Annotated in this window: 15 protein-coding genes; 5 read left to right on the forward strand and 10 right to left on the reverse strand. The window is 62.6% G+C overall.

Translation table 11 applies throughout. The features are described from left to right. Positions 1-39: 39 nt before the first annotated feature. A complete protein-coding gene (locus ACP16H_RS15890; protein ID WP_425073225.1) occupies positions 40-924 on the reverse strand; it encodes a DMT family transporter in 885 nt (294 codons plus the stop codon). A 113-nt stretch (positions 925-1,037) separates the two neighbouring features. On the opposite strand from ACP16H_RS15890, the gene ACP16H_RS15895 reads away from it, so the two are divergent. Beyond that, on the forward strand, positions 1,038-1,520 hold the full coding sequence (locus ACP16H_RS15895) for a YbjN domain-containing protein (RefSeq protein WP_425073226.1): 483 nt from the start codon (positions 1,038-1,040) through the stop codon (positions 1,518-1,520). 3 nt (positions 1,521-1,523) lie between these two features. Here ACP16H_RS15895 and ACP16H_RS15900 read toward each other — a convergent pair whose 3' ends face one another. The 3 genes from ACP16H_RS15900 to ACP16H_RS15910 form a co-directional block, all read right to left on the reverse strand. After that, positions 1,524-2,183 (reverse strand): cupin domain-containing protein, encoded by a 660-nt coding sequence (locus ACP16H_RS15900; protein WP_425073227.1) that lies wholly within the window; start codon positions 2,181-2,183, stop codon positions 1,524-1,526. Positions 2,184-2,340: 157 nt separating this feature from the next. Beyond that, a complete protein-coding gene (locus ACP16H_RS15905; RefSeq protein ID WP_425073228.1) occupies positions 2,341-3,441 on the reverse strand; it encodes a site-specific DNA-methyltransferase in 1,101 nt (366 codons plus the stop codon). A gap of 114 nt (positions 3,442-3,555) precedes the next feature. Continuing rightward, a complete protein-coding gene (locus ACP16H_RS15910; protein ID WP_425073229.1) occupies positions 3,556-4,155 on the reverse strand; it encodes a ribonuclease HII in 600 nt (199 codons plus the stop codon). 107 nt (positions 4,156-4,262) lie between these two features. Here ACP16H_RS15910 and ACP16H_RS15915 point away from each other — a divergent pair, with 107 nt between their 5' ends. Next, positions 4,263-4,700: a gamma-glutamylcyclotransferase family protein gene (locus ACP16H_RS15915; RefSeq protein WP_425073230.1), complete on the forward strand. Its 438-nt coding sequence runs from the start codon at positions 4,263-4,265 to the stop codon at positions 4,698-4,700. 11 nt (positions 4,701-4,711) lie between these two features. Here ACP16H_RS15915 and ACP16H_RS15920 read toward each other — a convergent pair whose 3' ends face one another. From ACP16H_RS15920 to groES, 3 genes are all read right to left on the reverse strand, one after another. Next, complete coding sequence (locus tag ACP16H_RS15920) at positions 4,712-4,978, reverse strand: hypothetical protein (protein ID WP_425073231.1); 267 nt, start codon at positions 4,976-4,978, stop codon at positions 4,712-4,714. A 283-nt stretch (positions 4,979-5,261) separates the two neighbouring features. Continuing rightward, on the reverse strand, positions 5,262-6,902 hold the full coding sequence (gene groL, locus ACP16H_RS15925) for a chaperonin GroEL (RefSeq protein ID WP_425073232.1): 1,641 nt from the start codon (positions 6,900-6,902) through the stop codon (positions 5,262-5,264). A gap of 96 nt (positions 6,903-6,998) precedes the next feature. Continuing rightward, on the reverse strand, positions 6,999-7,286 hold the full coding sequence (groES, locus tag ACP16H_RS15930; protein WP_425073233.1) for a co-chaperone GroES: 288 nt from the start codon (positions 7,284-7,286) through the stop codon (positions 6,999-7,001). A 347-nt stretch (positions 7,287-7,633) separates the two neighbouring features. On the opposite strand from groES, the gene ACP16H_RS15935 reads away from it, so the two are divergent. Further along, positions 7,634-8,590 carry an L-lactate dehydrogenase gene (locus ACP16H_RS15935; RefSeq protein WP_425073234.1) on the forward strand — a complete coding sequence of 319 codons (957 nt, stop codon included), beginning with the start codon at positions 7,634-7,636 and terminating at the stop codon, positions 8,588-8,590. Here ACP16H_RS15935 and ACP16H_RS15940 read toward each other — a convergent pair. Together ACP16H_RS15940 and ACP16H_RS15945 are read right to left on the reverse strand one after the other, a co-directional pair. Beyond that, complete coding sequence (locus ACP16H_RS15940; protein WP_425073235.1) at positions 8,553-9,161, reverse strand: DedA family protein; 609 nt, start codon at positions 9,159-9,161, stop codon at positions 8,553-8,555. The two genes, ACP16H_RS15935 and ACP16H_RS15940, sit on opposite strands and share 38 nt — an antisense overlap. Then, entirely contained in the window at positions 9,154-9,510 is a 357-nt protein-coding gene (locus tag ACP16H_RS15945; protein WP_425073236.1) for a hypothetical protein, read from the reverse strand. Before ACP16H_RS15945 ends, ACP16H_RS15940 begins: the two co-directional genes overlap by 8 nt. 204 nt (positions 9,511-9,714) lie before the next feature. Here ACP16H_RS15945 and ACP16H_RS15950 point away from each other — a divergent pair, with 204 nt between their 5' ends. Further along, entirely contained in the window at positions 9,715-10,665 is a 951-nt protein-coding gene (locus ACP16H_RS15950; RefSeq protein WP_425073237.1) for a DMT family transporter, read from the forward strand. Positions 10,666-10,674: 9 nt separating this feature from the next. Here ACP16H_RS15950 and ACP16H_RS15955 read toward each other — a convergent pair whose 3' ends face one another. After that, a complete protein-coding gene (locus tag ACP16H_RS15955) occupies positions 10,675-11,352 on the reverse strand; it encodes a DUF2161 domain-containing phosphodiesterase (protein WP_425073238.1) in 678 nt (225 codons plus the stop codon). 78 nt (positions 11,353-11,430) lie between these two features. Between ACP16H_RS15955 and ACP16H_RS15960 the strand changes: the two genes are divergently transcribed. Then, on the forward strand, positions 11,431-12,423 hold the full coding sequence (locus ACP16H_RS15960; RefSeq protein WP_425073239.1) for a TraB/GumN family protein: 993 nt from the start codon (positions 11,431-11,433) through the stop codon (positions 12,421-12,423). Positions 12,424-12,443: the final 20 nt, after the last annotated feature.

The raw sequence follows: 12,443 nt of genomic DNA on the forward strand, positions 1-12,443 counted from the left end.
CTAGCAAACCACCCCAAAAATACGGCGACTTTGAGCGGATCAGCCCTTTCCGGGCACGGATGACGGCAGGCGCGCCGTTTGCACGAGGAGAATGCCCGCCGCGATAACAGCCACGCCGACCATATCCAGCACCCGCAGATCCTCGCCCAGCAAAGCCGCTGCGATGGCTACACCGAAGAACGGGTTGAGGAAATGGAAGGTGGCTGCACGCACGGCGCCGATGCGGTCCACCAGCAGCACCCAAACGAAGGTCGCCGCCAGACCCGGCACCAGGGTGGTATAGGCAAAGGCCACTGTCAGCCGCGGCGTCCAGGTGACGTCCCAGGTTTCCAGCAGAAGCGCTGGCACCCACAGTGCGACAGAGCCGATCAGCATCTGCAACCCGACGATCATCATGAAGTTCCCACCCGAGCTGGCACCGCGCAGCGTCAGCGTCGCCACGGCGAGCGCCAAGGCCCCCAGGACGCACAACGCAACCCCGAACAGGTCCATCCCGCCGCCAAACCGCGCCCCCATGATGAGCGCGACACCGGCAACACCGGCGAGCAGGCCCAGCGTGGCCTGCGGCAGCAGTCGCTCCCTGAACACCGCCCAGCCCAGAAGCGCCACGATGAGCGGCATCGTCGAGGCAATGATTGCCGCCAGAGAGGCTTCGACCGTCTGCATCGCAACGAAATTCAGCCCGAGATACAGCGCGTTCTGGCATATCCCAAAGATGATGGTCGCCCGCCATTGCGTCCGCGTCAGGCGCCAGCTTTGCCGCAGGAACAGGGCAATGGCCACGGCGATCAGACCCGAGATCAAGAACCGCAGGGCCAGCGCACTGAGCGGCGGCGCGGCCGCGACGATGATCCGGGCAGAGGTGAAGGCAGAGGACCACATTGCCGCAAAGGCCAGCCCCATCAAGATCGCGCGCATATCCATGGGCAAAGCTGTAGAACGGCCATTTCGCCTTGTGAAGGCACGCGTTGCGATTGAGCCGACGCGAACCCGCATGTTAGCCTTTCCACAAACGCGCCTACCGAAAGGACCGAACGATGAAACACCTCATCGCCGCCGCGACGCTGCTTGCCTCTCCGGCACTGGCCGAGCTGACACAGGCCAATCTGACTCAGACCAATCTGACACAGGCCGACCCTGACCAGCTGTCCGCGCTGATCAGCAGCCAAGGCTATCCGGTGGAGCAAGGCACCGATGACATCGGGGACCCGCAACTGGTGGTAAAATCGGAGGGAACGGCCTTCTACATCCAGTTTTACGGCTGCGGAGAGGACCATCTGAACTGCACCTCGGTCCAGTTCCTTGCTGCATTCGACATGGCAGACGGAATGACCGCCGAACAGGCATTGGGCTGGTCGCGGGACCAACGCTTCACCTCGGTTTATCTCGATGACGAGCAGGATCCCTTCCTGCAGATGGACATGAACATCGACGGAGGCGTCTCGGAGGCGAACTTTACCGATAACCTCGAGATCTGGCGCAGTTCGCTGTCCGCCTTCAAGGACTACATCGACTGGTGAGCCTCAGGCGCGCAGATGGCCCGTCTTGATCCACAGCAGGCACCCCTCCGACGTCCGTGGCGTATGGGCGTCGCCTTGAGGAAGGCGGACCCACGTCCCGGCGGGATAGCTGCCGCTCTCGTCCTCCAGTGTGCCCTCCAATACGAGGAGCTCGGCACCGCCATGATGGACATGGTGACCAAGCTCGGCTCCGGGTTGCAAGCGGATCATCCTGACCTCTTCGCCGGGCACCCGGTGCAGCTGCAGCTCTGACACGCCGGACAGTTGCCCCGGATGAAAAACCGCCTTACGGGTGTCGATCGCAAATTGCGCCTGATCGTCCTCGGCGAACTGGCACAGCTTCACGAGGATCGTCGCCCCCTCCGGCCCGATATGCGGTCGGTGCCGCGTGCCGATGGGATTGCGCACGTAGGTGCCCGCCGGGTAATCGCCGTGTTCGTCCGAAAACACCCCTTCGAGCACGAGGTACTCCTCGCCACCGCCATGCGTATGGGCGTCAAAGGCGCTGTCCGGGTCAAAGCGCACGATGGTCGTGGCCCGCGCGACCTCTTCACCGATACGGTCCAGCATCATGCGCGATACGCCGCTCGCAGGGCTGGCGCGCCAGTCGTAGTCCTCGGGCCGCACCACTTCGCGTTTCGAAAAATCCGCCCTCAGCCGCATGTGTCGTCCTCCCTCTCGCGCCAAAGGTAACATTGACCGCGCATAAAAAAAGCCCCGCCTGCCAAAAGGCAGACGGGGTCAGTAGGCGTCCCCTCGCTTTCGCGCGGGCGCCGGCGGTGTTCTTGGTATCTGTGAAACTCTGTGGGCGCTGGCCCGGTTACTGCATTTCCGCGCGGATCTGCTGGCGCAGGACGTCGATCGGGACGACCTTGCCTTCACGCTTGAAGTGCCAGTAGGTCCAGCCGTTGCAGGACGGCGCGCCTTCCAGCTTTGCGCCCACCTGGTGGATCGAACCGGTCACGCCGTCACCCACAAGGGTGCCGTCGGCGCGAACCTTGGCGCTCTGGCCGCGCTGGTTGACCAGCATCTCGCCGGGGCGCAGCATGCCACGCTCGACCAGCTGTCCGAAGGGCACGCGGGGTTCGGCGCGCTTCGAGGTGGACACCTGAAGGGCCGAACCATCGAAAGGACGGATGTCATTGATGCGCTGCTGCGCAACCTTGCGGTAGGCTTCCTCGCGCTCGATGCCGATGAAGTCGCGGCCCAGCATCTTGGCCACGGCGCCCGTGGTGCCAGTGCCGAAGAACGGGTCCAGAACCACATCGCCCGGATTGGTCGACCCGACGATCACGCGGTGCAGCAGGGACTGCGGCTTTTGCGTCGGGTGCGCCTTGTCACCGTTCTCGTCCTTCAGTCGCTCGCCGCCATTGCAGATCGGCAGGACCCAGTCGGAGCGCATCTGTACGCCTTCATTCAGCGACTTCAGCGCCTCGTAGTTGAAGGTGTACTTGGCACCCTCCGACTTCGATGCCCAGATCATCGTCTCGTGTGCGTTGGTGAACCGCTTGCCACGGAAGTTCGGCATCGGGTTCGACTTGCGCCAGACCACATCGTTCAGGATCCAGTAGCCAGCGTCCTGAAGCGCGGCGCCGACCCGAAAGATGTTGTGATAGCTGCCGATCACCCAGATGGCCCCGTCGGGCTTGAGCAAACGGCGCGCCGCCTTCAGCCAGTCTCGGGTAAAGCTGTCGTAGGCGGCAAAACTGTTGAACTGGTCCCAGTGGTCATCCACTGCGTCGACCTTCGAGTTGTCGGGGCGATGCAGATCGCCTTTCAGTTGCAGGTTGTACGGCGGGTCGGCGAAAATCAGGTCAACAGAACCCTCGGGCAGACTGTTCATCACATTGATACAGTCGCCGGACAAAATTGTATTGATCGGGAGCGCGGACGCGCTCTTCGCCTTGGTCATCGTCGTCATTCTCTGCCTCTGTCCCGGCCCGTTGTTCGGGCTCAGTTGTTGGCATCGAATCTGATTCGAAACCGATTCGTGGTCAATTATTTTAAGTTAACAGAGGGTTGCGATTTCTTCTTGTCACAAGATATCGCGTACCGGTTTGAACGAACGTCTATGGAGGGGAGTTACCCCCAGATTTCGGAGGGCAGATTTGTGACACTTCGTCGGGTATCCGGCGTTTGTTTCCCAACCATATCCTGGCCACTGTGTCGCGGCCTCTTTCATGACATTATCCCGCCAGATTTTTGCCACAATTGAGGCCGCCGCGATGCTGGGTGATTTGCCGTCACCACCCACCACGGCAGTCGCCTTGCACGGGAGTTGCGCAGGGATCCTGTTACCATCTACGAGAACATGTTCCGGCGGCAGGCCCAGCCCCTCCACCGCCCTGCGCATCGCCAACAGGCTCGCCTGAAGGATGTTGATCTCGTCTATCTCCTCGACACTGGCCACGCCTATGGCCACCTCTGCCGACTGCCACAGGAGCGGTGCCAGGAATTCGCGCCGTTTGATGCTCAATTTCTTGGAATCGTTCAGACCTTCCGGGATGGAGTCACGGTTCAACACCACCGCAGCCGCGACGACAGGCCCTGCAAGCGGGCCGCGCCCGACCTCGTCGACGCCTGCAATCCGCGTCACACCCTGCGCCCAAAGCGCGTTTTCGTACATCATGTCCATATGCAGGTAAGAGCCGATTCCCTCTGATACGGCAACCAGGGCGTTTCCGGCTTTCCAAGCGGGCCACAGCTGCCTAACCTCCTGTCGATCCCAACTGAAGGCTGCGCATGTCCCACCCCCTGCTTTTCGTCTACGGGACGCTCACCACGACCGCCGGACACCCGATGGGCGCACTGCTGCGCGAACATGGCCGTCATATTGGCCACGGAACGATCCGCGCGCGGCTCTACGTGATCGAAGACCCGGATGTACCCGGCCAGAACAGCTATCCCGGTGCCCTGCCCTCGCCGGACCCGGATGACCGCGTGCATGGGGAACTGTACGAGGTCAACGCGCCCGATATCGTCTTTCCGCAGATCGACGCCTTCGAGGGGTGTTCGCCGGATTGGCCAGAACCGCACGAGTACCTGCGTCGCATGATCGAGGTTGCCATGGCAGACGGCCGTTCAGTCGAAGCGCAGACCTACCTTTATACCTGGGACGTCTCACGCGCCCGCCACGAACCCTCCGGCCGCTTTACCGGCGCGGCGCCAGACGTGTTCTGAGGACGGGTGCGTCAGACAACAGCCGAGATGAGCGACAGCACCGCAGTCTCCGGCGGCACGTCTTTGGAAGCGATCCACATTTCCAGCCGCGCCAGTTCCTCTGTCGAAAGCTGAAGCAGGATCGGCCGGTCGCCGCCCGGCGCCACCTCTGTCTGCCAGCCTTCGCCGGTGTCCAGCGCACGCCGCAGGGCCTGCCGTGCCAGATAGGCCAACGGCAGATGTTGTTGGGACGTTTTAACGAGCCGTTTTCGCAGCTCGTCAGGCAGGCGCAGCTCCAAGGCCTTCCTCCCGTCACGGCGACTCATCGTTTCTCCACCCCTTTGCGTTGGACGAGGATACCCAGAGGACTCACGTCGGGCGAGATGAAACGAATCCTCAAAATTCTCGCAATGCGGGAAACCATTGCCCGCGAAACTGCGCATGACCTTGACTAGCGCGTCCTCAGTTAAATCGGGGTTTCCGGTCGGGTCATTCTGACAACCGGTGGCCGAAAATGAACAAAGGCGCCAGAGGGCGCCTTTGCTTTTCTGTGTCAGACAGAATTCCCGAAGGGAATTCGTCTTACATCATGCCGCCCATGCCGCCCATGTCGGGCATGCCGCCACCGGCTGCACCTTCTTTGGCGGGCTTGTCAGCCACCATCGCTTCGGTGGTGATCAGCAGGCCAGCAACCGAGGAGGCGTCTTCCAGCGCGGTGCGCACGACCTTTGCCGGGTCGATGACGCCGAACTTGAACATGTCGCCATATTCGTCGGTCTGAGCGTTGTAGCCGAACTTCGGATCGTTGGACTCGCGCACCTTGCCTGCCACGACGGAACCGTCGACGCCTGCGTTCTGCGCGATCTGGCGCATCGGCGCTTCGAGAGCTGCACGGATGATCGCGATGCCGCGGTTCTGGTCGGCGTTCGCGCCTTCCACACCTTCCAGCACCTTGCCGGCCTGCACCAGAGCGGTGCCGCCGCCGACGACGATGCCTTCCTGCACGGCCGCGCGGGTCGCGTTCAGGGCGTCATCGACGCGGTCCTTGCGCTCTTTCACTTCGACTTCGGTCATGCCGCCGACGCGGATGACAGCCACACCGCCTGCCAGCTTGGCAACGCGTTCCTGCAGCTTCTCGCGGTCGTAGTCCGAGGTGGTCTCTTCGATCTGGGTGCGGATCTGGGCCACGCGTGCCTCGATCTCGGCCTTCTCGCCCGAACCGTCGACGATGGTGGTCTCGTCCTTGGTGATCTGGATCTTCTTGGCGTTGCCCAGCATGTCCATGGTCACGGACTCGAGCTTCATGCCCAGATCTTCGGAGATCACCTGGCCGCCGGTCAGGATCGCGATATCCTGCAGCATGGCCTTGCGACGGTCACCGAAGCCCGGTGCCTTCACGGCGGCGATCTTCAGGCCGCCACGCAGCTTGTTGACCACGAGGGTTGCCAGTGCTTCGCCTTCGACGTCCTCGGCGATGATCAGCAGCGGCTTCTGTGACTGGATCACTGCTTCGAGCAGCGGAACCATCGGCTGCAGCGAGGAGAGCTTCTTCTCGTGCAGCAGGATCATGCAGTCTTCGAGCTCTGCAATCATCTTGTCCGGATTGGTCACGAAGTAGGGCGACAGGTAGCCACGGTCGAACTGCATGCCTTCGACGACATCGGTCTCGGTCTCGAGGCCCTTGTTCTCTTCGACGGTGATGACACCCTCGTTGCCGACCTTCTGCATCGCGTCGGCGATCTGACGGCCGATCTCGGCCTCGCCGTTCGCGGAGATGGTGCCGACCTGAGCGACTTCGTCGGAGTTGTCGACCGGGCGTGCCGCGTCCTTGATCGCCTGCACGACCTTGGCGGTTGCCATGTCGATGCCGCGCTTCAGGTCCATCGGGTTCATGCCAGCCGCAACGGCCTTCATGCCTTCCTTGACGATCGCCTGAGCGAGAACGGTCGCGGTGGTGGTGCCGTCACCGGCTTCGTCGTTGGTGCGGGAAGCAACTTCCTTCACCATTTGCGCGCCCATGTTCTCGAACTTGTCTTCCAGTTCGATTTCCTTCGCCACGGACACACCGTCCTTGGTGATGCGCGGTGCGCCGAACGACTTGTCCAGAACCACGTTGCGGCCTTTCGGGCCCAGCGTCACCTTCACCGCGTCGGCGAGGATGTTGACGCCGCGCAGCATCTTGGTGCGGGCTTCGGTATCGAATTTCACGTCTTTCGCAGCCATTTGCGATCTCCTTGAAACTTGTTTGGATGCTTGGACCGGGGATCATCCCGGGGTCCGTTCGGGAATGCGTGCGGGAGCCTTGGCCCCCTGCCGTCCTCAGCTGATGATGCCGAGGATGTCGCTTTCCTTCATGATCAGCAGCTCTTCACCTTCGACGGTGACTTCGGTGCCGGACCACTTGCCGAACAGGACCTTGTCGCCTTCCTTGACGGCCATCGCGATCAGCTCGCCGCTGTCTTTACGTGCGCCTTCGCCACACGCGACAACCACGCCTTCTGCCGGCTTTTCCTTGGCGCTGTCGGGAATGATCAGCCCACCAGCCGTCTTCTCGTCGGATTCTACGCGACGAACCAGCACGCGGTCATGAAGCGGTTTGAATGCCATCTCTGAGTTCTCCTGGCTCAAAGTTTCACTACTGCCCCCCAATCGGGCGGGCCGTTAGCACTCACCCTCGGAGAGTGCTAACGGCGCTGAGGTAAGGAACGCGATGAGTCGTGTCAACACGGAGCGCGGAAATTTTCTGACCTTCGGGGTGCTGCGCTGCGGCGTTTGCCGCCCGGTCAGTGACAGAGATAGGCACCACGGTCCGGCGCTACAACCACGCACGTATGGTGAGCGGCGCTTGTCAAAAATCCGACATCTGCAATCAATACCAAGGCACTGGCGTCGAAAAGCATTGGTCTGCCCCCTGAGTCCGATACCCTGCCGCATATGCAGAAAGGGATACACAGATGAAGCTCGGGATTGTCGGAGCAGGCATGGTCGGATCATCCGCCGCCTTCGCCTGTACCATGCGCGGTGTCGCTTCGCGGATAGTGCTCGTGGACCTGAACGGAGCGCGGGCCAAGGCCGAAGCCGAAGACATCGCGCATGCCGTTCCCTTTGCCTCTCCGGTGCAGGTGGAGGCGGGCCGCTACGCGGATCTTTCCGGGTCAGGTGTCGTGATCCTCGCCTGTGGGGTTTCACAGAAACCCGGCGAAGCCCGGTTACAGTTGTTGTCCAGAAACGCCGAGGTGTTCCGGCAGGTGGTTGCCGAGGTCACGCGGCATGCGCCCGAGGCCATTCTCGTGGTGGCGTCGAACCCCGTGGACATCATGGGGCAGGTGACACAATCCCTGAGCGGACTGCCCGCCGGGCGGGTGATCGGGTCAGGGACGATCCTCGACACCGCGCGCTTTCGCTGGCTGCTGGGGCGGCACCTCGGGATCGCGCCGCGGTCCGTTCATGCCTATGTGCTGGGCGAACACGGCGACAGCGAAGTCTTGGCGTGGTCCGCGGCGCGCGCCGGATCGGTCAGCGTCGAAAGCTTTGCCGCCCAGATGCGCAGCCCCCTGACCGACGCCATCCGTGCCGAGATCGACACCGGCGTCCGCCGCGCGGCGTACACCATCATCGAGGGCAAGGGGGCCACATGGTACGGGATCGGTGCCGGACTGGCGCGCATCGTCGCCGCCATCGCCGGGGACGAACAGGCCGTCCTGACAGTATCGACCGTCGGAGACGTGCTGGACGTGCCCGGCGTTGCCTGTTCCCTACCGAGGATCGTCGGGCGCGAAGGGATCACAGCCACGCTGATGCCGGACCTGTCGGATATCGAGCGGGACGCACTGAACGCCTCGGCCTTCTTGCTGAAGCAAAGTTTCGACAGTCTCAGCCTTTCACGGGCTGAACGTGCTTCCAGAGCTTGACGACCAGTGCCACGCCAAAGCCCGCCGCCACGGCCAGTGCGGCCACCAGCCCCGCCCAGTCTGTCACCATCTGCGCCACGGTGTCGATCTGCGTACCAAAGGCAAAGCCCAGCGCGACATACCCGGTCACCCAGATGGTCTCTCCCGCCGTGTCCCATAGGGCAAAGCGCAGACGCGGCAGCCCCATCGCGCCCGAAATAAGGTTCACCCAAGGCCCCAAAGGCGCGACCAGCCAAGTGGAAAAGAAAACGCCAATACCGCCATATCTTGCGACGGTGTCCTCGCCTTTCGCGATCAGTTTCTCCTTACGCAACTTCGCGCCCAGCCAGCGCACCAGCGGCACACCGCCTCGCCGCCCGATCTGGTATCCTGCGTTGTCCCCCGCCAGCGCCGCAAGCCAGGCGACCAGCCAGACCTGCCACAACACCAGATCCCCAGCCGCCGCAAACGCACCCGCGGCCAGCATCACCAGCGCCGTCGGAATGGGCACCGCGAGACAGGAAAAGAAGGCAGAAAAGGCAACGACCCACAAGCCGTAGGTCGAGACCAAACCGAAGATCGTCTCACTCATGCCCAGCCCCAAGCGGCGTGTCCGCGCGGTAAGCTGCAATGGCCGCCTCCAGCTCTGCAACGAGGGCCTCCACGGGCACACCCCGCTCCTCGGCCATCTTTTTCAGAGGTTCCGGCCCGTGGCCGTCCTGCTTCATGCCGAGCGCCTCGATGACCACTTCCTTGGGCACATCCCAGGACATGGCAACGAACCTCGGCGTCATCCAAGGGGCGATCGGCATATCCTGATGCCTTGGATCGGCCCAGAACACAGCGCCCAAGACCAACCGAACGCCGAAGAAACCGGCGACGACCAAGGCCAGCAGCAGGCCGGCCGTCAAATAGGGCGCCTCGCGCCACAGCCTTCGCATCCCCGTCTCCCAAGGCAATTCCTCGTCCCGACCTAAACACCGGCGCCCCCTGCGGTCAAACCCGGGACTGACACGTCCGAGCGGCCACCGCCCGTCGGTCGCCTTGATTGCGCATGACAATTTGATGCAATCAGCACGCTTTCGAGCTTGATTGGTCATAGTAACTGACCCTATCATCGCCAGACCAAACCGCGAGTCCCCGACATGCCAACGCTTCAGGCCGCTCCCCTGCGTCACGTTCCGCCGCCGCGCGAACCCGAGAACCTGAAGGGGCTCATTCTCATGAGCCTTGGCTTCTTTTCCTTTGCGGCCTGCGACGTGCAGGCGAAATACCTGACGGAATATTTCCATGCCGTCGAAGTGGTGTGGTTCCGACAGATCGGACTGTTCCTGGGTGTCGCGGCCTTGATTGCCATCAAGGGGCCCGGCCTGCTCCGGTCGCATCTGCCCGGTATCCAGATCGCGCGGGGGCTATGTGCGGTTGTTTCCTCGATCTGCTTCGTCGTCGCCGTCAGCTTCGTTCCGCTGGCAGACGCCGTGGCCGTCAGCTTCATGGCGCCCTTCTTTGTCACACTCATGAGCGCGGTGTTCCTGCGCGAACCCGTCGGTCCGCGCCGCTGGGCTGCCGTGACCGTCGGCTTTGTGGGGATGCTGATCGTGATCCGGCCCGGCTTGGGCGTCATCAATCCCGCGATCCTTCTGGTGGTTCTGGCGGCTTCGTTCTTTGCGCTGCGCCAGGTCCTGTCGCGCAGCCTGTCCGGCGCCGACCCGGTTGTGACAACGGTCGCGTATACCTCGATCACGGCTACGCTGATCCTCTCCGTGGCTCTGCCGATGTACTGGCAAACACCCGAGTCCCTGAAACTCTGGCTGGTCGTCCTTGGCCTGACCTCGACTGCGGCGCTTGGCGAAGTGCTGGTGATCCGCGCTCTTGATATTGCACAGGCCGTCGTCGTTGCCCCGATGCACTACTCGCTCATCATCTGGAGCACATTCTACGGATTTGTGGTTTTCGGTGACCTGCCTGACCAATGGACCTTTCTCGGATGTGCAATCATCGTGGCCTCCGGCCTTTATACGCTGCACCGCGAACGGTTGAATGCCCGCGCCGAGCGTGAAGCCCGCAAGGCCGCAGCCATCCCCGAGGTGGCCTGACCGATCCCGTCACGTGTCGGCATCCTCCCAGGAGCCGGCCCAATGTACCAGACCGTTCTGTCCCTCTGCGGTCAGACCGTATACGCCCTTTTCGACCTTTTCGAACCAGCCGTAGTGGTTGTCCCGCATGACCGTCGTGGCCCGCGTGACGCCCGTCGCCCTGGCAACATCCTGCCCACGGCTGGAGCCGTGTTCGATCAGGAAAGCCGCACAGGCCAAGGCATCCTGACGATAGGCCGTCACGATGCCATGGCGTGTCGCGCCTCCGTCATTGGGATCGCCGCGCAGCGCATGGAATTCACGCAGCAGTCGCGCAGCCTTCCGTTTGTCCTGGCGCGGCGCATAGGGGCCGGGATCGCACTGTACCTCGACGCGGCCATCCTCCAGCACCGTGATAAAGCCCAGCCCCAGCCGCCTGCACAGCGAAAGATTGTCCTTCAACGCCCGCCGCGCCGTTCGCCCGGAGGGTTTCGGAACGGCGATGTAGACGTGGTCCGTCACCTTCAGACGCGTCACGGCCTGGTGGAACAGTGACAGCGACAACTTCAGCTTAAGTTCAACGATCACCGGCGCATCGTCATCGCGCAGCGCAACCATGTCCGCCGCGCCGACCTCACCCTTGACCGTATAGCCCTGCCGCTCCAGCAGCGCCTTCACTGGCCCGTACAATTCGCTTTCCCGCTTCATGCGCCTATCTTCCGCAGCAGTCGCCCCTTGTCCAGCGCCCCCATTCCCCCGACATTACGGCCAACGCAAGGAGTACCGATGAAACGATTGTTCACGCCACTGCTGCTCTGGCTCGGCCTCGTCAGCGCCGCCCAGGCCGAATGCACCGGCCAAGACCTTATGCCCGGGCTGCTGCCCGATGACCGCGCGCAGGTCGATGCCCAACTCGGCACCATGCCCTACGCCGAAGGCAACCACTGGATCGCACGCAAGGGGGACGAAGTCCTGCATCTCGTGGGTACGATGCATATCTCGGACACCCGCCTTGATGGCCCTGTCAGCCGCTTGTCACCACTGATGGACGATGCGGCCCTGTTGTTGCTCGAGATGACCGAAGCCGATCAGAAACAGATGGAAAAAGGAATTCTGACCGATCCCTCGGTCTTCATGCTGAAGGGCAAGACCCTGCCTGACATGCTGTCCGAGGAAGATTGGCAGGCGCTTTCGGCGGCCCTGGATGCACGCGGGATGCCGCCTTTCATCGGCGCGCAGATGCAGCCGTGGTATGTCTCGATGCTTCTTTCGGTTCCCTCCTGCATGACCGAATTGCTGCAAAAGAAGGACGGTCTGGATTTTCGGCTCGAAGCCGCCGCGCAGGCGCAGGGTGTTCCGACGCAGTCCCTTGAGGCCTACGACACATTCTTTCGCCTGTTCGACGACATCCCGATGGACACGCAGCTTGCGATGATCCGTGCCGCGCTCGCATCCCCCGACACGAACGAAGACCTCTTCGAGACCATGCTGAACAGCTATTTCACCGAGCGCGCCGCCGAGGGACAGATCGTGCTCGAAGTGCTGGGCCCGCGCCTGACGCCGCTCAGCGCCGAAGAAAATGATGCGGTAAATGACTTCATGAACGGCGCACTGCTGAAGGAGCGCAACGCCGCCTGGATCCCGGTCATCCTCGACTCGCTGGAGACCACCGAGGGCAGCGTCGTCGCCGCCTTCGGCGCAGCGCATCTGGCCGGCGTGGACGGGATCCTGAGCTTGCTGGAGAAAGAAGGGTTCACGCTGGAGCGCGCCCCCTTCTAGGTGCAACACAGGGGTGGGCG

The sequence above is a fragment of the Sagittula sp. S175 genome, from assembly GCF_049800975.1.
Taxonomy (GTDB): domain Bacteria; phylum Pseudomonadota; class Alphaproteobacteria; order Rhodobacterales; family Rhodobacteraceae; genus Sagittula.